The organism is Rhizobacter sp. P3_C12, from assembly GCF_056402735.1.
This window is the reverse complement of record NZ_JBFUGW010000011.1, coordinates 1-21549: the sequence shown is the minus strand read 5'-3', so window position 1 is coordinate 21549 and position 21549 is coordinate 1. Positions and strand designations below refer to the sequence as shown.

At 69.5% G+C, this 21549-nt stretch carries 19 protein-coding genes and 1 pseudogene; 3 read left to right on the top strand and 17 right to left on the bottom strand.

What is annotated here, in order from left to right; genetic code table 11:
- Positions 1–70 precede the first annotated feature (70 nt).
- Positions 71–643, bottom strand: a complete 573-nt coding sequence (locus AC1DXV_RS03830; protein WP_477867765.1) for an Lrp/AsnC family transcriptional regulator — start codon at positions 641–643, stop codon at positions 71–73.
- Positions 644–809: 166 nt separating this feature from the next.
- Here AC1DXV_RS03830 and AC1DXV_RS03825 point away from each other — a divergent pair, with 166 nt between their 5' ends.
- The 3 genes from AC1DXV_RS03825 to AC1DXV_RS03815 all read left to right on the top strand — a co-directional run bounded on the left by AC1DXV_RS03825 (position 810) and on the right by AC1DXV_RS03815 (position 6232).
- Complete coding sequence (locus tag AC1DXV_RS03825; RefSeq protein ID WP_477932552.1) at positions 810–4373, top strand: indolepyruvate ferredoxin oxidoreductase family protein; 3564 nt, start codon at positions 810–812, stop codon at positions 4371–4373.
- A gap of 90 nt (positions 4374–4463) precedes the next feature.
- Positions 4464–5966, top strand: coding sequence for a S8 family serine peptidase (locus tag AC1DXV_RS03820; RefSeq protein WP_477932550.1), 1503 nt, complete (start codon positions 4464–4466; stop codon positions 5964–5966).
- Positions 5967–5974: 8 nt separating this feature from the next.
- Positions 5975–6232, top strand: coding sequence for a hypothetical protein (locus AC1DXV_RS03815; protein ID WP_457329693.1), 258 nt, complete (start codon positions 5975–5977; stop codon positions 6230–6232).
- A 25-nt stretch (positions 6233–6257) separates the two neighbouring features.
- Here AC1DXV_RS03815 and AC1DXV_RS03810 read toward each other — a convergent pair whose 3' ends face one another.
- From AC1DXV_RS03810 to AC1DXV_RS03735, 16 genes and pseudogenes are all read right to left on the bottom strand, one after another.
- Positions 6258–6587 (bottom strand): low molecular weight protein tyrosine phosphatase family protein, encoded by a 330-nt coding sequence (locus AC1DXV_RS03810; protein WP_477868394.1) that lies wholly within the window; start codon positions 6585–6587, stop codon positions 6258–6260.
- A 10-nt stretch (positions 6588–6597) separates the two neighbouring features.
- Positions 6598–7599: a ParA family protein gene (locus AC1DXV_RS03805; RefSeq protein ID WP_477868396.1), complete on the bottom strand. Its 1002-nt coding sequence runs from the start codon at positions 7597–7599 to the stop codon at positions 6598–6600.
- Positions 7596–8801, bottom strand: coding sequence for an ATP-binding protein (locus AC1DXV_RS03800; protein WP_477868398.1), 1206 nt, complete (start codon positions 8799–8801; stop codon positions 7596–7598). Before AC1DXV_RS03800 ends, AC1DXV_RS03805 begins: the two co-directional genes overlap by 4 nt.
- Before the next feature lie 29 nt (positions 8802–8830).
- The gene (locus AC1DXV_RS03795; protein WP_477932548.1) at positions 8831–9910 is read right to left on the bottom strand and encodes a phospholipase A; all 1080 of its coding nucleotides are present in this window, start codon (positions 9908–9910) and stop codon (positions 8831–8833) included.
- Positions 9911–10003: 93 nt separating this feature from the next.
- A complete protein-coding gene (locus AC1DXV_RS03790) occupies positions 10004–11596 on the bottom strand; it encodes a chitinase (RefSeq protein WP_477932546.1) in 1593 nt (530 codons plus the stop codon).
- 154 nt (positions 11597–11750) lie between these two features.
- Positions 11751–12740, bottom strand: a complete 990-nt coding sequence (locus AC1DXV_RS03785) for a hypothetical protein (RefSeq protein WP_477867922.1) — start codon at positions 12738–12740, stop codon at positions 11751–11753.
- 1 nt (position 12741) lies between these two features.
- The gene (locus AC1DXV_RS03780; protein WP_477867924.1) at positions 12742–13479 is read right to left on the bottom strand and encodes an outer membrane lipoprotein-sorting protein; all 738 of its coding nucleotides are present in this window, start codon (positions 13477–13479) and stop codon (positions 12742–12744) included.
- Positions 13480–13490: 11 nt separating this feature from the next.
- Positions 13491–14699 (bottom strand): ABC transporter permease, encoded by a 1209-nt coding sequence (locus AC1DXV_RS03775; protein ID WP_477932544.1) that lies wholly within the window; start codon positions 14697–14699, stop codon positions 13491–13493.
- Positions 14696–15370, bottom strand: a complete 675-nt coding sequence (locus AC1DXV_RS03770) for an ABC transporter ATP-binding protein (RefSeq protein WP_477932542.1) — start codon at positions 15368–15370, stop codon at positions 14696–14698. Before AC1DXV_RS03770 ends, AC1DXV_RS03775 begins: the two co-directional genes overlap by 4 nt.
- Positions 15367–16023 (bottom strand): hypothetical protein, encoded by a 657-nt coding sequence (locus AC1DXV_RS03765; RefSeq protein WP_477932540.1) that lies wholly within the window; start codon positions 16021–16023, stop codon positions 15367–15369. The genes AC1DXV_RS03770 and AC1DXV_RS03765 overlap by 4 nt, the downstream gene beginning before the upstream one ends.
- 119 nt (positions 16024–16142) lie before the next feature.
- Positions 16143–17213 (bottom strand): protein-glutamate methylesterase/protein-glutamine glutaminase, encoded by a 1071-nt coding sequence (locus tag AC1DXV_RS03760; protein ID WP_477932538.1) that lies wholly within the window; start codon positions 17211–17213, stop codon positions 16143–16145.
- The gene (locus AC1DXV_RS03755) at positions 17210–17746 is read right to left on the bottom strand and encodes a chemotaxis protein CheD (RefSeq protein ID WP_477932536.1); all 537 of its coding nucleotides are present in this window, start codon (positions 17744–17746) and stop codon (positions 17210–17212) included. Before AC1DXV_RS03755 ends, AC1DXV_RS03760 begins: the two co-directional genes overlap by 4 nt.
- A 7-nt stretch (positions 17747–17753) precedes the next feature.
- Positions 17754–18554: a CheR family methyltransferase gene (locus AC1DXV_RS03750; RefSeq protein ID WP_477932534.1), complete on the bottom strand. Its 801-nt coding sequence runs from the start codon at positions 18552–18554 to the stop codon at positions 17754–17756.
- A gap of 32 nt (positions 18555–18586) precedes the next feature.
- A complete protein-coding gene (locus AC1DXV_RS03745; protein WP_477932532.1) occupies positions 18587–20557 on the bottom strand; it encodes a HAMP domain-containing methyl-accepting chemotaxis protein in 1971 nt (656 codons plus the stop codon).
- A gap of 44 nt (positions 20558–20601) precedes the next feature.
- Entirely contained in the window at positions 20602–21153 is a 552-nt protein-coding gene (locus tag AC1DXV_RS03740) for a chemotaxis protein CheW (protein WP_477932530.1), read from the bottom strand.
- Between the two features lie 29 nt (positions 21154–21182).
- A pseudogene (locus AC1DXV_RS03735) lies at positions 21183–21549 on the bottom strand (methyl-accepting chemotaxis protein); the annotation flags it as partial.

Here is a 21549-nt window from a genome sequence, read left to right as displayed (position 1 = left end):
AGACTCGAAGATAGGCCAGCCTCTTCGCATTCACCTCCCCAAGGAGAAGGACGTCGTCGCCCTGCGCGGTTCAGTCAACGCCGAGTGCGCCTCTCAGGTGCGTCAGCGGCAGCGCCCCGCCCGCCTTCACCTCGCCGAGCGAGAAGCTGGTGTGGATGTCCTTCACGTTCGGCAGGTTCAACAGCGTCTCGATCGAGAAGCGCGAGAACGCATCGAGGTCGGTCGCCATCACCTGCAGCTCGAAGGTGCCGGCGCCCGAGATGTAGTGGCAGGCGATCACCTCGGGCAGCTGGCGGATCGCGTCCTCGAGCGCGCGCGTCTCGGTGCCGGTGTTGCGGTTGGCATCCACGCGCACGAAGGCCAGCACGCCCAGGCCGACCTTGCGCCGGTCGAGCTCGGCGCGGTAGCCGGTGATGTAGCCCTGCTCCTCCAGCCACTTGACGCGCCGCCAGGTCGGCGCGGCCGACAGCCCGATGCGCCCCGCGAGCTCGGCATTGGACAGCCGCGCCTCCTGCTGCAGCTCGCGCAGGATCAGCACGTCGTAGCGGTCGAGCGTGGCGCCGTGCGGCTCGCCGGCGGGGGCGTGAAGCGCCGGGGCCGCCGATCTGCTGGTTTTCCCTGATACGGGCTTTTTGAGCGTCATTCTCGTCACCAGATGGAAATGTCAGCAAGATTATTGCGCGCAGGCCCTCTGGCAGGGCAAACATAGAAAGGACTTGCGCAGCCCGAATCCCTACACTGACCGCTGCCGACGCCGCCACGAGCGGCCGACGCGCCTCACCGAACCCTCCCCCAAGGAGCCCTGGCCGATGAATGCCCCGCTACCCGAATCCATTCGCAAGGCGCTCGAGAGCGTCTCCCTCGACGACAAGTACAGCCTCGCGACCGGCCGCGCCTTCATGAGCGGCGTGCAGGCGCTGGTGCGGCTGCCGATGCTGCAGCGCACGCGCGACGCGATGGCCGGCCTGAACACCGGCGGCTTCATCAGCGGCTACCGCGGCTCGCCGCTCGGCGGCTACGACCAGGCGCTGTGGCAGGCCAAGAAGCACCTGCAGGCGCAGAACATCGTGTTCCAGCCCGGCGTCAACGAAGAGCTCGGCGCGACCGCGGTGTGGGGCACGCAGCAGCTCGACCTGTACCCGCAGAGCAAGAAGTTCGACGGCGTGTTCGGCATCTGGTACGGCAAGGGCCCGGGCGTGGACCGCTGCTCCGATGTGTTCAAGCACGCCAACATGGCCGGCACCGCGAAGCACGGCGGCGTGATCGCGCTGGCCGGCGACGACCACATCGCCAAGAGCAGCACCGCGGCGCACCAGAGCGACCACATCTTCAAGGCCTGCGGGCTGCCGGTGTTCTTCCCGTCGAGCGTGCAGGACATCCTCGACATGGGGCTGCATGCGTTCGCGATGAGCCGCTTCGCCGGTGTCTGGTCGGGCATGAAGACGATCCAGGAGATCGTCGAATCGTCGGCCAGCATCAGCGTCGACCCCGACCGCGTGAACATCGTGCTGCCGGAAGACTTCGTGATGCCGGCCGGCGGCCTGCACATCCGCTGGCCCGACGCGCCGCTCGAGCAGGAAGCGCGGCTGATGGACCACAAGTGGTACGCCGCGCTCGCCTACATCCGCGCCAACAAGCTGAACCACAACGTGATCGAAGGCCCGAACGACCGCTTCGGCCTGATCGCCAGCGGCAAGGCCTACAACGACACCCGCCAGGCGCTGCACGACCTCGGCCTCGACGACGACGCCTGCCGCCACCTCGGCATCCGGCTGCACAAGGTCAACGTCGTGTGGCCGCTCGAGGCCACCATCACGCGCGAGTTCGCGAAGGGCCTGCAGGAGATCCTGGTCGTCGAGGAGAAGCGCCAGGTCATCGAGTACCAGCTGAAGGAGGAGCTCTACAACTGGCGCCCCGACGTGCGGCCGACCGTGCTCGGCAAGTTCGACGAGGTGGCCGGCGACCAGAGCGGCGGCGAATGGTCGCAGCCGAACCCGGGCAGCAACTGGCTGCTGCGCGCGCAGGCCGACCTGACGCCGGCCATCATCGCGAAGGCGATCGGCAAGCGGCTGAAGAAGCTCGGCGTCGATGCCGACACCGCCGCGCGCATCGATGCGCGGCTCGCGCTGATCGAGGCCAAGGAACGCAGCCTCGTCGACGTGAAGAACGAGGGCGGCGACCGCCTGCCGTTCTTCTGCAGCGGCTGCCCGCACAACACCAGCACCAAGGTGCCCGAGGGCTCGCGCGCGGTGGCCGGCATCGGCTGCCACTACATGGTGGTGTGGATGGACCGCAGCACCAGCACCTTCACGCAGATGGGCGGCGAAGGCGTGCCGTGGATCGGCCAGGCGCCGTTCACGACCGACGAGCACATCTTCGCGAACCTCGGCGACGGCACCTACTTCCACAGCGGCAGCCTGGCGATCCGCCAGAGCATCGCGGCCGGCGTGAACATCACCTACAAGATCCTCTACAACGACGCAGTCGCGATGACCGGCGGGCAGCGCGTGGGCGAGCGGCCCGAGGGCCACTCGGTGCTGCAGATCATGAACAGCCTGAAGGCCGAGGGCGTGGCCGCGCTGTGCATCGTGACCGACGAGCCCGAGAAGTACGACGGCGTCGCGCTCGCCGAGGGCGTGCAGGTGTTCCACCGCGACGAGCTCGACCGCCTGCAGCGCGAATACCGCGAGCTGAAGGGCACGACGGCCATCATCTACGACCAGACCTGCGCGACCGAGAAGCGCCGCCGCCGCAAGCGCGGCACGATGGTCGAGCCGGCCAAGCGCGTGGTGATCAACGAGCTGGTTTGCGAGGGCTGCGGCGATTGCTCGGTGCAGAGCAACTGCCTGAGCGTGGAGCCGGTCGAGACCGAGTTCGGCCGCAAGCGCCGCATCAACCAGAACACCTGCAACAAGGACTACTCCTGCGTGAAGGGCTTCTGCCCGAGCTTCATCACCGTCGAGGGCGGGCAGCTGAAGAGCGCGAAGAAGGCCAAGCAGGAGCGGCCGCAGCCGTCATCGATCGCGGTGCCGGAGCCGGTGCTGCCGGTGGCGGAAACGGCCTGGGGCATCGTCGTCGCCGGCGTCGGCGGCACCGGCGTGATCACGATCGGCCAGCTGCTCGGCATGGCGGCGCACCTGGAGGGCAAGGGCATCGTCACGCAGGATTCGGCCGGCCTCGCGCAGAAGGGCGGCAGCACCTGGAGCCACATCCAGATCGCGAACCGCATGGAGGCGATCCACACCACCAAGGTCGGCACCGCGGAAGCCGACCTGGTGATCGCCTGCGACCCGATCGTCGGCGCCAACAAGGCCACGCTGGCGACGCTGCGCGAGGGCCGCAGCTTCGTCGCGCTGAACACGCACGGCTCGCCGACGGCGGCTTTCGTGACCAACCCGGACTGGCAGTTCCCCGGCGCGAGCTGCGAGGCGGCGGTCGTCGCGGCGGCCGGTGCGGCGCAGGTGGGCATGCTCGATGCCGAGGAGCTCGCGGTGCAGCTGGTCGGCGATTCGCTGTACACCAACCCGTTGATGCTCGGCTATGCATGGCAGAAGGGCCGCGTGCCGCTCGGCCATGCCGCGCTGATGCGCGCGATCGAGCTGAACGGCGTGCAGGTCGACAACAACAAGGCGGCCTTCGAATGGGGCCGCCGCGCGGCGCACGACCTGGCGGCGGTGAAGGCGCTGTTCAAGGCGGCACAGGTGATCGAGTTCGTGCGCAAGAGCGTCAACGTCGACGACGTGATCGCCAAGCGCGTCGAGTTCCTGACCGGCTACCAGGATGCGGCGTACGCGGCGCAATACAAGGCCTTCGTCGAGAAGGTGCGGGCCGCCGAGGCGCCGCTGGGCGGCCACAAGCTGACCGAGCAGGTCGCGCGCTACCTGTTCAAGCTGATGGCCTACAAGGACGAGTACGAGGTGGCGCGGCTGCACACCGACAAGAGCTTCCTCGACAAGGTGGCGGCGCAGTTCGAGGGCGACTACACGCTGAACTACCACCTGGCGCCGCCGGCCCTCGCGAAGAAGAACGACAAGGGCGAGCTGGTGAAGCAGCGCTTCGGCCCGTGGATGCAGACGGCGTTCCGCGTGCTCGCGAAGTTCAAGGGGCTGCGCGGCACCGCGTTCGATCCGTTCGGCCGCACCGAGGAGCGCAAGACCGAGCGCGCGCTGATCGGCCAGTACCGCGAGTCCATCGACGAGGTGCTGCGAGGGCTGAACGCGCAGACGCTGCCGCTCGCGCTGCAGATCGCGCGCATTCCGGAAGACATCCGCGGCTACGGGCACGTGAAGGAGCGGCACCTCGCGACGGCGATGCCGAAGTGGTCGGGGCTGATGGCGCAGTGGCGGGCGGGTGGGGAGCGGAAGGCGGCCTGAACCCGGCTGCGCGACACTTGGGGGCGGGCAGCACGACCGGCCGACACCGATGTCGGCCGGCGTTGCCGCTCCCAGGGAGAGACAACAACAATGGATCCGACCCGGCGACCGCGTCGCCTCATCGTCATTCCGCCGGCCCGCGCCGGCAAGAACGCACCGGCCCCCGCGGCCACGCTGCGCAGGCTGCAGGCCGCAGCCGCCGAGAAACGCCCCACCGTCCCGCGGATGACCCCGTCGACGCTGAAGCTCGTCACCAGCTCGCCCGCCGACGGTGCCGTGCTGCTGGACATCGGCCGCCGCAGCATCGACGAGGTGCGTGCAAGCGCGCCGGACGGCGCGACGCTGGCCGAGGAGCAGTGGTACCGCCTGGAGCGCCCTGCGCGGCCGTGGCACAAGCTCAGCGAGCACCTGAAGGCACCACGCATCGCGGCCGGCCGCGACCAGGCCTGGACCGTCACGGTCGTCGTGGACGACGCGGCCCGCACGCGGCTCGCGCAGGCGTTGGTGACGATCCTGCTCGATGAAGAAAAGGGCACCGGCCTGGAGGCGATGACCGACCGGCGCGGGCGCGTCAGCTTCCGGCTGGGCCGCGGCACGAAGCGCCTGGATGCCGTCGAGGTGGCGCCGCTGCACGGCGGCTGGCCGGTGCGGCTGTCGAATGTGGAACTGCTGCGCGGCGGCCTGGAGATCGCCGTGCCGGCCCTGTCGCTGAAGACGCCGGATGCGCGCGGCCTGGTCTACGGCAAGCCGGCGGCCGGCGCCGGCAAGGGCATCTCGGTCGGCGTGGTCGACACCGGCATCGGACCGCACGATCACCTGAAGCTGGCCGGCGGCCGCAACACCACCGCGAAGGAAGCGACGCGCCTGCTGCGCGATGCCGACGGCCATGGCAGCCACGTGGCCGGCGTGATCGCGGCGACGGCCGGCGGCTGGCGGCGCGGCGAGGCGGGGGCTGTGTCGCTGCATGCGTACCGCGTGTTCGAGGCGGGCGATCCGTTCGCGTCGACCTTCGCGATCCAGGCGGCCATCAAGCAGGCCGCCGTCGACGGCTGCGACCTGGTCAACCTGAGCCTCGGGGACAGCCTGGCGGACGAGGCGGTGCGCGACGCGGTCGAGTTCGCGTGGGCGCGCGGCTGCGTCTGCCTGGCAGCGGCCGGCAACGACGGCGCCGACGAAGTGGACTACCCGGCCCGCTACCCGAAGGTGATCGCGGTCTCGGCCATCGGTTTGGAGAACGCGTGGCCGGCCGGTGCCTACCTGGAGTGGACGCTGGGCGAGCCGCGCGGCAAGCCGATCGGCAAGCACGTGCCGTTCTTCGCGCAGTTCTCCAACCGCGGCCGCAAGCTCACGCTCACCGCGCCGGGCGTGGCCATCGTGTCGACGCTGTTCGGCAACCGCTGGGGCGTGATGTCGGGCACCTCGATGGCCACGCCGGTCGCCACCGGCGTGCTGGCGCGCCGCCTGGCGGGCAGCGCGGTGCTGGCGATGCCGCGCGACGCCCGGCGTTCGGCCGCCATCGTGGGATTGGCCACGGCGCATGCCCAGGACCTCGGATTCCCCGCCCGTATGCAAGGCAAGGGCTTGGCGCGATAATCGAGGCCATGGCGCGCTTCGTCTTCTTCAACTCCAGCGACGTGGACGCCAAGGCGCTCACGGCGGCGAAGAAGTCGGTGCGTGCCTTGGGCGGCATCGTCGTCGGCGGTGCGGCCGGCTCGATGCTCGTCGAGGCGCCTCCCACCAAGGCGGCGCAGGTGGCCAAGGCCCTGCCGGGCTGGCACTACGCGCAAGACCGCAAGACAGCCCGCGTTCCCGAGCACACGCCCCTGCAGCGTGCCAAGCGGGCCGCCGCCAAGGGCTGACGCTCTCCTCTCCCGGTTTTCCGTTTCACCGCACCCGAAGGTACGGTCCCACCTTCGTCGTCAACAAGTCCACGAGTTCCGGGTCCATGAAGGCGTACTCGTCGGGAATGCCCAGCACGATCACGCGCTTCCCGCTCAGCCACGGCTTGAACTTGCGGGACAGCTTGTTGCGGTGCGACCGCTCCATCACGAAGATCACCTGCGCCCACTGCACCGTCTCGCTGTCCAGCGGCGTGAGTGCCGAGCTGTCGAGCCCGGCCGAAGTGCATTCGACATCAGGCCACGATGCGAACACCTGCTCGGCCGTCGGGCTGCGCAGGCGGTTCTGGCTGCAGAGGAAGAGCACGCGCCGCATTGAGCCGCACTCAGGGCACTCGGTTCAACCCGATGCGCTTGCCAATGTCACCGGCCAGTTGCCTGAAATCAGCATAGGCGCCGGAAACTGCCGTTGCATGCGCCCCGATCGCACCATCTGCCGCCTTGAGGAAGAAGATCGGCTTGCGCGCCTCCTGGCCCAGCGGCATCAGGCTGTTGTAGTTCTTGAGCATCGCCAGACAGAAGGGATCGTGCTCGATCGTCGGTGTGGACGATGAAACCTCATCCAGAACGCTGCGACGGAATTCCGTCGGAATCTGATCCAGCCACCGGGTGTAAGCCTGGACGGGACGGGTCAGCCGCACACCGTGGCGCATCGCCACATATCCCATCGGCGTCATGTCCCCGATGGGAAGCTCGAACTCCGGTTGCGCCCAGGCCTGCTTGCGATGCTCCCAGCCCTTCCGCCAGTCGCGCAGTGTCGGCCCGAGGTTACGCAGGCCCTGCAGGGAAAACAGGTCCGCGCCCAGCGGCACGATCACATGGTTGCTGCCCAGAAGCGCGGCACGGTTGATGGCACCGAGGTTCGGGCCAACATCGAAGACGATCAGGTCAGCACCAAAGCGCTGCGCTGCTTCCTGCGCAGAACGCCAGAAGGCGGTCAGTATCCGGAATGGTCGCGCCTTCTTTTTGTCGTCCAGCGCCTGGGTCCACTCCGAAGAGAGCTCATCTTCAAAACTCGACAAGCCCAGATCACCGGGAATCAACGCAAGACGCTGGTCGACGGTCTGGAAGGCGACCGGCGCAAAATCACCGACGTCCAGCAGTGGCTCGACACTGCGAAAGATCGTTGACGCTCCCGCACCTTCATCCCACAACAAGGCGAGCCGCTCTTCATCGAGAAACGCAGCGGTGAGGTTCGCTTGTGGGTCGAGATCCACCGCCAGGACGCGCAGCCCCCTTTCAGCGAACATCCATGAGAGGTGATAGACCAGCGACGTCTTGCCGACTCCACCCTTGTTGTTGAAGAAGGAGAGGACCGGAATACTCATGCTGCTCTCCTGATCGACACCATGACCAGCGAGTCACGCACTTCGAACTCCGGTGCGGGATTCCCGTTGTCTGCCAGCAGACGCCGTGCCGTCGCAATGCCCACGCCGAAGCGCTGCACATATCCCAGGACCTTCATCGATTCGGCCAGGTTCGGATTGCGGTAGTCGGTGACACCCGGCATGCCGAAGTTCTCTCGCGTCACCATGCCGAAGGGGCCGCCGGGGTTGATGATCTCGATCCGGTCCTTGAACCACGTCAAGCGAACTGGCGCGTTGGTCGCTTCATAGGCGCGGTGCATCACGGCATTCCGAACCAGTTGCTGCAGCGCCGCGAGCGGGTAGTCAGCTGAACGCTTCTCGATGGATGCCGACTGGAAATCGACCGCTGTCGAGATGTTGGCCTTGAGCTTCTCATCGACGCGGGAGAGCACCTCGCCGAGGCGACCGTCGATCTCCGCCGCATCGATGATCGGCGCATCCAACTCGGTACCGTCCAGCCGCAGGAACTGCACGTACGCGCAGGGGATGAGATCTCGGGGACGGTTGCCGAGGACCAGGCTTCCGAGCACCGTCGGCACCGGGTGGTCGATCGATTCGACCATGCGGCAGGCGCTCAATCGCTCTTCGAAGCTGCGGTTGTTCGCCTCCAGGGCGTCGGCGGAGAAAGCGCCCGGCAGATACTCCGCCTCGAAAGTCGGCCGATGCAGGTCGGCAAGCTTGGCGAACGACACCGGCTGCAGATCGAACGGCAGATCGCGGTGGCGCCGGCGTTCGTTCAGAAGCCGCTCGTCCTGTCGGCTTGCGATGTCACGGCGCGGGCCTGTGCGGAGGTAGGTGCGGCCCTTGTAGCGCACCGGTGGTGCGTCGGCAGGCAACACCATCAGCACGGCGACATCCGCCCCGCGCAGCGTTCGCTTCTCGACGCTCATCGTCGGTAGCGGGAGGATATTTCCGTCACTGTGGATGTCGGCCAGCGCCTTCAGCAGGTCGTCCGTGATGTCGAGATTCGACACCTGGCCGTCATCCTTGACCCCGATGAAGATGACGCCAGCCCCCTTGTGCCCCGGCAGGTCGTTGGCAAACGCACACACGGCCTGCCGCACCTTCTCGGGGGAGTCGCCCTTGAAGCTCTCCTTGCGCTCGGCTCGATCCGACTCCAGGTCGTCAAGCAGGGCCTCCAGTTCAGCGTCGGACAGTCTCATGGCGCCATTCTCGGTCACCCCCGGCGAAATCAGAACTGCAGGAACGTCACCCCCAACCCAAAGCTCGTCTGCCGGAAGTTGTAGTCCGTCAGCGTCTCGCCGTAGCCGCGGAAGGCCTGCAGGTACCAGCGCAGGCCGTTCGGCTGGTCGCGCAGCACCGGGTAGGTCCACTCGAGCTGCAGCGCGCCGTACTTCACCCCCTGCAGCGTGTTGCGGTACAGCAGCGAGGCGGTCGACACGCCGCTCGCCCAGTTCAGCTGCGTCTCGCTGCGGCCGCGGTAGTCGATCAGGTCGGGGTTGTTGTCGGTCTCCAGCTTCTCGTTGAAGCGCTGCACCAGGCGCGTGCTCAACGACCAGTTGTCGCGCTCGAAGCCGGCCCCGAGCGACGCGCGGTTCCAGCTGCGCGACAACGGGTCGGACTGGCCGTTCGACTGGTGCGCGATCCCCAGCTGCCCGTAGCGCCACTGCCAGCCGAACGGCAGCCCGCGCCAGGCCTCGGGAACCGGCACCACATAGATCGCCTCAGGTTCATAGTCGCTGTTGCGGAACGGCTTCGAATCCTTGCCGTTCCAGATCTGCCACAGCGCCTGCTGCGTGAAGGCGAGCCACAGGTCGCCGCCCTCGAAGCCCACATCCTGCAGCACCTTGGTGCGCAGCGACAGCTGGAACTTGGCCTCGGTGCGCTTGTAGTCCGGCAGCGGCACGGCCGCCTGCGTCGGCGATCGAGGCTCGCGGTTGATGCGGCTCGTCTGGTGCACCGGCAACACGTAGTTGGGCTTGTAGCCGACGAAGTTGAAGATGCCGCGCTTGTCCTCGGGCTCGAGCTCCCAGTAGCGCGAGACCAGGCTGCCGCTGCCGCCGCTCACCGGCCGGCTCGCCGGCGGCAGCAGCTGCGTCTTCGGGGCCAGCTTCGAATCGCTCTCGCCCTCGCGCCCGGTGGGGGCCGGCCCCTCGACCGCACGGCCGGCCAGCCGGTCGTAGCAGGCGAGGCGATCGGCCGGGGCACCGATCTCGGCACAGGCCGCGAGCCCCTCAGGCTGCGCGAAGGCAGGCTGCAGCGAGGCGATGAAGAGGAAGCAGGCGCATGCGGCAAGGGTCGAAGATTGCATGCGGCCGCATGGTAGGGCCATGTGGTGAATCCCCGAGCAGCGGGCGCCGGATGGGCGTCCCGCCGCTCGGGTATCCAAAGGCCCTTGCGGGCCTTACGGCAAGGTCTTCAGGTGCGCGCCGACCGGCGCCGAGAAGTTGTACCCATCGAAGCGGTCCCAGTTGATCGACCAGGTCATCACGCCGCGGAAGGTCGGGTAGGCCTGGTTCGGGCGCAGCGAGCCGCAGCCGGTCAGCTTCACCATGCAGTCCACCGCGTTGTTCACGGTCGCCGCGGTGACGAAGCCGGAGTTCGCCGAGCGCGGGCCCGACGGCACGCCGAACGCGACCTGGTCCGGCCGCAGCCCGGCGAAGGTGCCCGCCGAGCCGTTCGACAGGCCGAAGCCCTCGATCAGCATCTTGCTGCCCGCCACCAGCATGTCGACCGAGCCTTCCGGGTACGGGTTGGCCTGGTACGGCGAGTACAGCCCGCCGTTGTTGTAGTACTGCACGTGGATGATCGACAGGTCGTCGCGCAGCCCGTTGATGATCGGCAGGTAGGCGCCCCAGATGCTGCCGTACGAGATGAAGCCGCCTTGCACGTACGGCCACTCCGGCGCCATCGACAGGTAGAACTTCGAGCCGACCTTGGCCTTCAGCGCCTTCACCGAGCTGACCAGGTACTGCTGGATCGGCGCGCCTTGCGCCACGCCGTTCTCCAGGTCGAGGTCGATGCCGTCGAAGCCGTACTTCTGGATGATCGCGTACAGGCTGTTGGTGAAGTTCGTGGCCTCGGCCTGCGAGCCGACGCTGACCGAGCCGTTCTGGCCGCCCAGCGACAGCACCACCTTCTTGCCCCGGGCCTTCAGTGCCCGCACGTCGGCGATGAACTGCGCATCGCTGCCGGCATTGGAGTCGACCGTGAAGCTGACGTTGCCGCCACCGGCGTTGTCGGCGAACGCGACGACGATCACGTCCCACGCGTCCGGGATCTGGCTCAGCGGGTAGGTGTTGCCGGCCGGGTTGGTGAAGTTGTGCCAGTAGCCGACCAGCGCGTGCTTGGCGATGTCGCTCGACGGTGCGGGTGCCGGGGCCGGGGCGGGCGCCGGAGCGGGTGCAGGGGCCGGCGCGGGAGCAGGGGCCGGCGCAGGGGCGGGAGCCGGTGCCGGAGCGGGGGCCGGAGCGGGCGCAGGGGCCGGCGCGCCATTGCAATTGGTCGTCGCCGTCCACGGCTGGCCGCTGCCGRCCGGGCCGTTGTTGGACGACGGGTTCTGGCCCTGSGTCCACCAGTTGGCCTTGTAGTTGGTGCCGTTCACGCTGACCAGCGCACCGCCGCTGTACGCGGTGGCGGCGAGCCACACCGGGCTGCAACCGGCCGGTGCCGGGGCCGGGCTGGGGGACGGCGCGGGAGACGGTGCGGGCGCCGGAGCCGGCGAAGGCGCCGGGGACGGTGCGGGCGCGGGCGGCGGCGTACCGCTGCTCACGCCGAGGTCGGCCCACAGGCTCGCCGTGGTCGGGTTCCAGCCGGTGCTGGCGTAGTCGGTCTGGCTGACCAGCGCGCGGTAGTCGTGCCCGTTGTACGACACGATGGTGCCGGCGGCGTAGAAGGTGTCGGCCTTCCAGGCGGGGTAGGCGGCATAGGCCGACGCGGCGGCGACGGACGTCGCAAGCGCCGCCAGCAGGCGCAGCTTGTACGGTGCGTTGAACATGGTGGGATCTCCCTCGGCAAGTCGATGAACCCCACCTGCACGGCGGGACGGCGATGCCCGATTGGCGCATGGAACCAATACGCTACCAGGCAATACCATCGTAATACCAGTAACGAGCGGTGTGAAGCGCGGAGATCCCGGTGCGGCGCGCCCTTCAGAACGGCCAGGTGGCTGCAAGAAAGGCGATCCGCCGCGTCGGCAGCCGGGCGATGGCAGCGGTCGGCGGCCCGCCGAACCAACGCAGGCCGGCGTCGACACGCCAGCGGTCGCCCTGCCAGCCGAGCGCCGCGGTGGTGATGCGGCCGCGGTCGGCCGGCACCAGCAGCAAGTCGACCACAGGTTGCCAGCCTTCATGCTCCCAAGCTGCACGCAGATACACATTTCTGCGGGGTTGAGGGGCCGCGGCGAGACCGTCGGACCACGCCTCGGCCATCAGGCTGAGCTTGCTCTCGCCGGTCCAGGTGACGCCGGCCAGGGCCTGCGTGACGGCGGGTGCGGGCGCTGCCTGTTGCGCACGCCGCAGCGAGGCATGCAGCTCGAGGCTGTCGCTCGCGACCCACGACGTGGCCGCGCCCAGGCTGCCGCGCGAATGCGCGCCGACGCGTGCGAAGCCGTGCCAGTCGGCCGACCCGACACGCCGGTAGACACGCGCGGCGAACGCCTCTTCATCACCGCCCGAGCCCGCATCGCTGCGCGGGTTGACCCAGACCAGCGTCCACGCGGTGTCGGCATCGAAGTGCTCGGCCTGCACCAGGCCGCGGCCCTGCGGCGTGGTCGCGAGCAGCGTGCGGCGCTGCTCCTGCTGCACCACGTCGTTCGGCCGGAAGCCGTAGCCGACATCCCACGCGACGATCTTGCGGCCACCGCTCCACTGCCAGCCCAGCGCGTCGCCCGACGCATGCAGCTCGTTGACGGCGGCGTCGCCGTGCCACGCGCCGCCGTCGGGCCGCCGCTGCGTGAAGACGACGTTGCCGCTGAGCGCCTTCCAGTGGCCGCGCAGTTCGGTCTCGAGCGTGTCGGTGCTGGGCGGTGCCGCGCCTTGCACCTGCTCCCGATGGGCACGCACCTGTCCGCCGAATTCGTCGTCGGCCACCGCGCTGCCCGCGAGCGCCGACAGCGCCGCGATCCACACGAAGCGGCGCATTTCAGTCGAGCGTCGGGTTGCGCGCGAGGAACATCGGATTCAGCCAGGCCTCGGGCACGTCGCGCGGCGCGCGCGAGAGGTAGCGCACCCGCGTCTCCTTGTGGTTGCTCAGCTGGTCGCGCAGCACCATCTCGGTCACCCGTGTCGGCGCGGCCGGCGTGTCGAGCACGAAGCCCGCCTGCTTCGCGAGCTTGTCCGACTGCACGTACAGCTCGGCCTTCAGCGGCTCGTGCAGCCTCGTGCCCAGCCACAGCTCGATGCGCTGGTAGGTGACGCCCTTGCGGTTGGCCGCCAGGCTCAGGTGCAGGCAGGCCGCCTCGCCGCAGCGCTCCTCGCCGATGACGCGGCCGCCATAGTCGTCGGCCCAGCTGAGCGTCGCGATGTCGCCGGTCGACGCATCGCCCAGCAGCTTCTGCATCGGCGTGATGCGCAGCGGGCGCTGGCTGCCGGGCATCAGCAGCCAGAAGTCGTCGCCCAGCATCAACACCTTCTGGCCCTTCTCGGCCGGGCTGCGCATCAGCACCAGCGAGCGGTGGCCGGCCTGCGCGAAGACGGTGTAGCGCCGCTCCTTGTCGGGCGAGCCGTCGGTGTTGAAGACGCTGATCAGCGTGTCGACCTGCAGGTTGTCGCTGCCCATGCGGAACCGGTCGGCGGCCTTCAGCAGCGGCGCGATGTCCTGGGCCAGCGCCCGGGCAGACACGGCCAGCAGGCCGAGCCCGATCGCGAGGAAGTGTTTCATCGTGGATCCCTTCAGGTGTGGGCCAGCGCATCCACCACCGGCGTGTGGACGGTCCTGCGGGCGACCAGCGCGGCCGCGGCCATCGCGAGCAGCAGCATCGCGAGCACGGTGGCGGCGAACATCAGCGGATCGACCTCGATCGTCAGCGGGTAGCCGCTGGAGCGGCCGGGCGGCGGCGGCATCTGCACCGGCACCAGGTACAGCCCCAGCGAGATCGCACCGGCCAGCGCGGCGCCGAGCAGCGCGCCGGCGCCGCCGAGCAGCATGCCCTCCAGCGCCAGCGTGCGCAGCAGCTGCGACGGCAGCGTGCCGAGCGCGCGCAGCGTGCCGATCTCGCGCGTGCGCTCGAGGATGGCCATCGCCATCGCGTTCGCGACGACGAACACCACGATCACGCCGATGATCAGCCCGAGCGCGCCGAAGATGCGGTTGTAGAGGTCGCGCACCGAGCGGTAGAAGAAGGCCTGGTCGAGCCAGGTCTGCACCGTGAGCGACGGGAACAGGGCCGCCATGCGCTCGCGCGCCGGCCCGGTCGATTCCATGCGGTCGAGGAACACGCCGAGCGTCGACACCCGCGTGGTGTTCAGCAGCTTCTGCGCGGTCGCGAGGTCGGTGTAGACGAGGCGCTTGTCGATCTCCGGCACGCCGGTCGAGAACACGCCCTTCACGCGCACGTCCAGCGCGTTCAGCGCGCCATCGGTGGTGCTCGCGAGCAGTGTCAGGCCGCTGCCGGGCCGGGCCTTCAGGCTGCGCGCGAGGCCGTCGCCGAGCATCACCTCGGCGCGGTCGGCGCCGGCCAGCACCTCGCCGGCCGTCACCGTGAGGAACGGGCCCTTCACCGAGAACTCGCCGTCGGGGTCGACGCCGTGGGCCATCATCACGGTCGACTTGTCGCCGTTGCTGACCAGGCCGCTGAACTCCACGCGCGGCAGCACCTGCCGCACTGCGCGGTCGGCGAGCAGCCGGGCGCGCAACGCGGTGGCATCGTCGAGGCCGTGCTGCAGCGGCGTGTCCTCGTCGCTCGTGAACTGCGCCGGCCGGCCGATCACCAGGTGCCCGCTGCTGCGCGCCGCGGCCTGCGCCAGCGCGTGGTACGTCGACAGCGCGAAGCCGCCGGCCAGCAGGATGGCCGCGGTGCCGAGCGCCGCGATGCCCACCGTGACCAGCGAGCGGCGGCGATTGCGCAGCGTGTTGAGCCACGCGAAGTACAACCACTTCATTCGATCCTCCCGTCGCGCAGCGCCAGCGTGCGGTCGCAGCGCTGCGTGAGGCGCGCGTCGTGCGTCGCGATCACGAAGGCGGCGCCTTCGGCATGGCCGCGTTCGCGCATCAGCGCCAGCACCTGCTCGGCGGTGACGGAGTCGAGGCTCGCGGTCGGCTCGTCGGCGATCACCAGCTTCGGCCGCTTGACCAGCGCCCGCGCGATCGCGACGCGCTGCCGCTGGCCGCCCGACAGCGCATCGGGCCGGTGCCCGGCATGGTCCTGCAGGCCGACGGCGAGCAGCTGCGCGGCAACGCGCGCGCGCCGTTCGGCCGCCGGCACGCCGGCGAGGAACAGCGGGTAGTCGACGTTCTCGGCAACGGTCATCACCGGCACCAGGTTGAAGCCCTGGAACACGAAGCCGAGCGCATCGCGGCGCAGCAGCGTGCGCTGCGTCTCGTCGAGGCCGGCAACCCGCTGGCCGTCGATCGCGATCTCGCCGGCATCGGCGGTGTCGATCAGGCCGCACAGGTTCAGGATCGTGCTCTTGCCGCTGCCCGACGGGCCGGTCAGCGCGAGCAGCTCGCCGCGCGCGACCGACAGGTCCACGCCTTGCAGCGCCGGGATCACGTGCGGACCCAGCCGGTAGGTCTTGCGCACGCCGCGCAGTTCAACCGCCGGCACGCTCACGACGGCAGGCCCTGCAACGCCGCACGGGCTTGCTCGGCCTGCGGCGCACCGCGCTGCACCACCTGCTCGAAGAAGCGGCGCGCGTCAGCCACGCGGTTCTCCTTCGCCGCCTGCGTGCCGGCCCGCATCCACACCGCGGCCTGGAACGGCAGCGGCGCCTGCGCGAACAGCGGGCTGGCCAGCACCTCGGCCAGCAGCGCGCTGCCGCGCGCGCCGCGGTGCATGAAGTCGGGCACCGCGAGGAAGGTGCTGGCGGCGACGAAGCGCGTCTCCAGGCTGGCCGGCGTGCCGTGCTGGCCGATCGCGTCGTGCGCCGGCTCCAGCAGCGCGAGCGCCTTGTCGAGCGTCGCCAGGCCGTCTTCGGCGAAGCCGATCTTCTTCCACGGCAGGAAAGTCGTACGGGCCTTCATCGCGGTGCTGGCGCCGCTGTAGGCCATCAGCACCGGGCTCGCGGGCTCGGCCTGCAGCAGCGCGTCAAAGGCATCGGCGGCCGCGTCGACGGCGCCCTTGTCGCCGGCCGAGGCCTGGTTGAAGAGCTGGAATGCGGGCCGGAATTGCGCGTCGGGGGCGGCGTGGCCGGTCACCGGGCTGGTGGCGAGCACGAGCGTGAACACGGCGGCGGCCAGCGCGCGCGGCAAGGTGGAACGGTCCATCGAAGTCTCCGGGAGGTGGCGATGGCGCACATCCTCGGAGGCCTGGCACCGCCGCGCAGCCGCGCTGCGACGAAGCGGGCGCGGGCGGCGCGAAACGGCAGCCCGGCAGCGCGAACGACTCAGCCCACCTGCTTCTGGATCTCCGCCGCCACCGCATCCAGCGGCAGCGTCCGCTGCACGCCGCCGCGCTTGATCGCTTCCTTCGGCATCCCGAACACGACGCAGCTCTCCTCGTCCTGCGCGACGGTCTGCGCGCCGACCTTGCGCATCTCCAGCAGCCCGGCCGCGCCGTCGTCGCCCATGCCGGTCATGATCACGCCGAGCGCATTCGCGCCGGCGCTGCGCGCGACCGAGCGGAACAGCACGTCAACCGACGGCCGGTGGCGGTTCACCAGCGGCCCGTCGATCACCTCGACGAAGTACTGCGCCCCGCTGCGCTTGAGCAGCATGTGCCGCCCGCCCGGCGCGATCAGCGCGCGGCCCGGCAGCACGCGGTCGTTGTGCTCGGCCTCCTTCACCTCGATGCGGCACAGGCTGTCCAGCCGCGCCGCGAAGGCCGCGGTGAATTTCTCCGGCATGTGCTGCACGATCACGATGCCCGGCGTGACCCGTGGCAACGCGGTCAGCACCTCTTCGAGCGCCTGCGTGCCGCCGGTGGAGGTGCCGAGCGCCACCACCCGCTCGGTGGTCTGCGTCATCGCCCGCGTGGCCGGCGGCAGGATCACGTCGGCGGTGTTCTTCGCGGCCGGCGTCGGCGCCACGGCCGGCCCCGCGGCCAGCCGCCGCACGTTGGCCTTGGCCGCGGCCCGCACGGTGCCGATCAGCTCCTCGCCGCTGGCGGTCAGGAACTGCTTCAGCCCGAGCTTCGGCTTGGTGACGATGGCCACCGCGCCGGCCGCCATCGCCTCGAGCGTGGTCTTCGCGCCGCGCTCGGTCAGCGTCGAGCAGATCACCACCGGCGTCGGCTTCTGCTGCATCACCATGCGCAGGAAGGTGATGCCGTCCATGCGCGGCATCTCGACGTCGAGCACGATCACGTCGGGCCAGTCGTGCTTGAGCCGCTCGATCGCGAGCACCGGGTCGGCCACCGCGGCCATCACCTCGATGCCCGGCGCGTCGTCGAGCAGCGCGGTGACCACCTGCCGCACCACCGCCGAATCGTCGATCACCATCACGCGGATGTTGCTCATGTGGTGCCACCCTCCAGCGGCATCGACGCCGATTCAGGGTTGACCTGGCGCACCCACACGTCGCCGGTCGCCAGGTCGAAGATCATCTGGCGGTGCCCGTTGCCGAACAGGCTCTCGGAGTGCACGCGGATGCCGTGCGCCATCAGCAGGTCGCGCGCCGCCTCGCCGTTGCGGCGGCCGATGTTCGGCGTGGCGGGCGAGGCCTGGTCGGGGAACATGTTGCCGCCGCCGAAGATCTTGGCCTCGCACTCGGGCGGCGCGATGCCGCGCTTGTGCAGCTGGCGCAGCATCAGCGCCAGCGCCTCCTCGCCATAGCGCGCGTCGGGCACGCCTTGCTGGCTCGGCGAGCGCGCGGCCAGCAGGAAGTGCGACATCGCACCGATGCGCCGCACCGGATGCCACAGCGTGATCGACACGCACGAGCCGAGCAGCGTGCGCATGCGCAGCGGCGCCTCGCCTACCGCGTACTCGCCGGGCTGCAGCACCCGGTCGCCGGGCTCGGCGCTGTCGAATCGGATCGTGTTCCCCGCCATGCTGCGCTCACGGCTTGCGGTAGATCGACGGCGCCACCTGGGTCAGCGCCGTCGTGATGTCGTTCAGGCTCTCGGAGTGCCCGATGCAGAAGAACCCGCCCGGCTTCAGCTGCTCGAGGATGCGCGCCACCACCTGCCGCTTGGTGTCGCCGTTGAAATAGATCATCACGTTGCGCAGGAAGATCACGTCGAAGGCGGCGAGCCGCGGCAGCGTCGTGTTCAGGTTGACCTGCATGAACTGCACGCGGCTGCGCAGCGTGCGGTCGACCAGCAGCGTGCCCTGCTGCTCGTCGATGCCGCGCAGGCAGAAGCGCTTCAGGTAGCCCTGCGGGATCTGCCGGCAGCGCTCCATCGGGTAGTGCGCCTGGCGCGCGCGCTGCAGCACGCGGGTGCTGATGTCGGAGCCCGTCACCTCCCAGGCCGTGTCGCCCAGCGTGTCGGCCAGCACCATCGCGATGCTGTAGGCCTCTTCGCCGGTCGAGCTGGCCGCGCTCCAGACGCGGAACGGCTGCGAGCGGGTCGGGCTCGCCAGCGCGGCCTCGCGCAGCAGCTCGAAGTGCTTCGGCTCGCGGAAGAAGTAGGTTTCGTTGGTGGTCAGCAGGTCGACCGCGGTCTGCACCTCGGCCCCGTTCTGGCCGCTGGTCAGCAGCTTGAAGTACTCGCTGTAGCTGCCCAGGTTGCAGGCCTGCAGCCGCTTCGCGAGCCGGCCGCACACCAGCGCCTTCTTCGCCGACGACAGCGTGATGCCCGCCGCGTCGTAGATGAAGCGCTGGAACAGGCCGAACTCGTTGTCGGAGATGGTGTTCATCGTGCAGGTCCGCCGGGTCGATCCAGCCTGCCTCAGAAGCGGGCGAACTGCGATTCGTCGAGCGCGCCGGTGCCGTTCGCGTGCAGCGAGAAGCCGTTGTGCCCTGCAGCCGGTGCCGGCTTGCGCACGCCCGCCTTGCTGCCCTTGCCTGCAACGACCGGCTTGGCCGCCGGCTTGCGCGCTGCGCCCGGGCGCTGCCGCGGTGCATCGACCTGCGTCGCCAGCTTGAAGAACGACATCGTCTGCTGCAGCTGCTCGGCCTGGCTGCTCATCTCCTCCGACGTGGCCGCCAGCTCCTCCGAGCTCGACGCGTTCTGCTGCGTCGTCTGGCTCAGCTGGCTCACCGCCGCRTTGATCTGGCTGACGCCCGACGACTGCTCTTCCGACGCCGCCGTGATCTCCTGCACCAGGTCCGAGGTCTTCTTGATGTTCGGCACCATCTGGTCCAGCAGCCGGCCCGCCTTCTCGGCCAGCTCCACGCTCGAGCCCGCCACCGTGCCGATCTCCTGYGCCGCCACCTGGCTGCGCTCGGCCAGCTTGCGCACTTCCGCCGCCACCACCGCGAAGCCCTTGCCGTGCTCGCCSGCACGCGCCGCYTCGATCGCCGCGTTCAGCGCCAGCAGGTTCGTCTGGTACGCGATGTCGTCGATGATCCCGATCTTCTGCGCGATCTGCTTCATCGCCGCCACCGTCGCGCGCACCGCCTCGCCGCCTTCGGCCGCTTCGCTCGCCGCCTTCGTCGCCATCCCGTCCGTCACCTTCGCGTTCTCGGTGTTCTGCGAGATCGACGCCGTCATCTGCTCGATCGATGCGCTCGTCTCCTCGACCCCCGCCGCCTGCTCGCTGGATGCCTGCGACAGCGACTGCGCCGTCGCGCTCACCTCTTCCGACGCCCCCGCCAGCGCTTCCGCGCCACTGTTCACCTCGGTCACCACCTGCGACAGCTTGTCGACGGTGGCGTTGACGTATTCCTTCATCTCGGCGAACGCGCCTTCGTAGTCGCGCTCGATCGTCCGCGTCAGGTCGCCTTCGGAAACCGCGCCCATCACCTGCACCACGTCGCCGATGCTGTCGCCGGTCGTCGACACCAGCGCGTTCAGGCCTTCTCCCATCTCCTTCTGGAAGCCCTGCAACCCGTCGAGCTCGACGCGCGCGCTGAAGTCGCCGCGGTTCGCCGCCGCCACCACGTGGCGCTGGCCGTCGATCACCTGCTTCAGGCGGCCCACCATCTGCTTCACCGCGAACAGCATGCTGCTGTCGTCGCCGGCACGCAGCGTGATCTGCGCCGACAGGTCGCCGGCCGCCACCTGGTGCAGCAGCGCCGCGGCCTGGTCGGGCTCGCCGCCGAGCTGCCGGCCGATCACGCGGGTGACCAGCAGGCCCAGCCCGATCGCGACTGCCACCGAAACCCCGATCACGCCCAGCATCAGCGTCCAGGTGTGGCGCACCGTCTGCTCGGCGCCCTCGTTGGTCGCCTTGGTCTGGCTCGCCAGTTCCTCGATCACCTTGACCATCGTGGCCTCGATGTCCGAGACGGCCTTGCGCGCCGGCCCGTTGCTCTGGTCGGAGGCCTGGTCGAACTTGCCCTCCAGCACCAGTTGCGCGATCTTCTCGTTCTGCGCCAGGTAGTTCGGCAGCTGCGCGTCGAGCTCCTTCATCAGCGCCTGTTCGGTCGCGCTGAGGTTGGTGGCGCGGTAGGCCTTCAACGCCACCCCGAACTTGTCGAGGTGCGTGGCCGAGCGGCGGATGGTCTCCTTCACCTCGGCCGGGTCCTTCATGGCCGGCAGGCGCACGTACGAGCGCGAATGCGCGGTCAGGCGCGACTGGGCCTCGGAAATGTCCTGCAGCGGCAGCACGGTGTCGACGTAGGTCGTGTGGATCACGCCGCCCAGCTCGCTCAGGCGCGACAGGCTGTAGCCGCCGACCAGCGCGGTCAGCACCGAGCACAACAGGAAGCTCGCCAGCAGCTTGTGCGCCAGTTTCATGCGAAGGAACCAGTTCATTTTTGTCTTCCCTTGAATATCAGGCGGCCGATCAGGCCGCCAAATCAGACGGCCAGCGCGTTCTGCGTGCGGTCGGTGGCGTCGGCCAGCGTGCCCAGGTCGTCCAGCGACAGCACGTGGTCGACGTTGAGCAGGATCACGAACTTGCCGCGCACCTTGCCCATGCCGTGGATGAAATCGGTACGGATGCGGGCGCCGAAGGCCGGTGCCGGCTCGATGTCGGCAAGGGCGATGTCGAGCACCTCGTTGACCGCGTCGACGACGACGCCGATCACCYGGCGCTCGCCTTCGGTCTCGACCTCGACGATCACGATGCAGGTGCGCTTGGTGACCGGGCTCGGCGCGCGGCCGAAGCGCGCCAGCAGGTCCATCACCGGCACGACGGCGCCGCGCAGGTTGATCACGCCGCGCACGCAGTCCGGCATCATCGGCACCTCGGTCAGCGTGTGGTACTCGATGATCTCCTTGATCGCGAGGATGCCGATCGCGAACATCTCGCCCGCCAGCATGAAGGTGAGGTACTGCGCCGGCTCGGCGGCGACAGGGCGCGTCACGGCCGTGGCCGGCGCGCGGTGGGTCTGGACCAGTGCGGTCATCGCGGGACTCCTTGGTTCAGAGGCTTGGATCAGAAACGGGCGAACTGCGATTCGTCCGGGCCTTCGCCGGCACCGGCGAACGCCATGCCGCCGGCGAGGTTGAAGCCGCCTGAGCCGGCACCGGCGCGCTTGCCCGCCTTCGCGCTGCGCGGGGCGGCCGGCTTGCTCGGCGGCTGGCCCGGGGCCTTCGCGGCCTGCGTGGCATGGCCACCGGCCAGCTTGAAGAACGACATCGCCTGCTGCAGCTGCTCGGCCTGGCTGCTCATCTCCTCCGACGTGGCCGCCAGCTCCTCCGAGCTCGACGCGTTCTGCTGCGTCGTCTGGCTCAGCTGGCTCACCGCCGCGTTGATCTGGCTGACGCCCGACGACTGCTCTTCCGACGCCGCCGTGATCTCC

What these genes read in the sequence shown, in the direction of transcription:
- AC1DXV_RS03830 (WP_477867765.1), bottom strand. Translation starts at nt 643, where the DNA reads ATGACGCTCAAAAAGCCCGTATCAGGGAAAACCAGCAGATCGGCGGCC.
- AC1DXV_RS03825 (WP_477932552.1), top strand. Translation starts at nt 810, where the DNA reads ATGAATGCCCCGCTACCCGAATCCATTCGCAAGGCGCTCGAGAGCGTC.
- AC1DXV_RS03820 (WP_477932550.1), top strand. Translation starts at nt 4,464, where the DNA reads ATGGATCCGACCCGGCGACCGCGTCGCCTCATCGTCATTCCGCCGGCC.
- AC1DXV_RS03815 (WP_457329693.1), top strand. Translation starts at nt 5,975, where the DNA reads ATGGCGCGCTTCGTCTTCTTCAACTCCAGCGACGTGGACGCCAAGGCG.
- AC1DXV_RS03810 (WP_477868394.1), bottom strand. Translation starts at nt 6,587, where the DNA reads ATGCGGCGCGTGCTCTTCCTCTGCAGCCAGAACCGCCTGCGCAGCCCG.
- AC1DXV_RS03805 (WP_477868396.1), bottom strand. Translation starts at nt 7,599, where the DNA reads ATGAGTATTCCGGTCCTCTCCTTCTTCAACAACAAGGGTGGAGTCGGC.
- AC1DXV_RS03800 (WP_477868398.1), bottom strand. Translation starts at nt 8,801, where the DNA reads ATGAGACTGTCCGACGCTGAACTGGAGGCCCTGCTTGACGACCTGGAG.
- AC1DXV_RS03795 (WP_477932548.1), bottom strand. Translation starts at nt 9,910, where the DNA reads ATGCAATCTTCGACCCTTGCCGCATGCGCCTGCTTCCTCTTCATCGCC.
- AC1DXV_RS03785 (WP_477867922.1), bottom strand. Translation starts at nt 12,740, where the DNA reads ATGCGCCGCTTCGTGTGGATCGCGGCGCTGTCGGCGCTCGCGGGCAGC.
- AC1DXV_RS03780 (WP_477867924.1), bottom strand. Translation starts at nt 13,479, where the DNA reads ATGAAACACTTCCTCGCGATCGGGCTCGGCCTGCTGGCCGTGTCTGCC.
- AC1DXV_RS03775 (WP_477932544.1), bottom strand. Translation starts at nt 14,699, where the DNA reads ATGAAGTGGTTGTACTTCGCGTGGCTCAACACGCTGCGCAATCGCCGC.
- AC1DXV_RS03765 (WP_477932540.1), bottom strand. Translation starts at nt 16,023, where the DNA reads ATGGACCGTTCCACCTTGCCGCGCGCGCTGGCCGCCGCCGTGTTCACG.
- AC1DXV_RS03760 (WP_477932538.1), bottom strand. Translation starts at nt 17,213, where the DNA reads ATGAGCAACATCCGCGTGATGGTGATCGACGATTCGGCGGTGGTGCGG.
- AC1DXV_RS03755 (WP_477932536.1), bottom strand. Translation starts at nt 17,746, where the DNA reads ATGGCGGGGAACACGATCCGATTCGACAGCGCCGAGCCCGGCGACCGG.
- AC1DXV_RS03750 (WP_477932534.1), bottom strand. Translation starts at nt 18,554, where the DNA reads ATGAACACCATCTCCGACAACGAGTTCGGCCTGTTCCAGCGCTTCATC.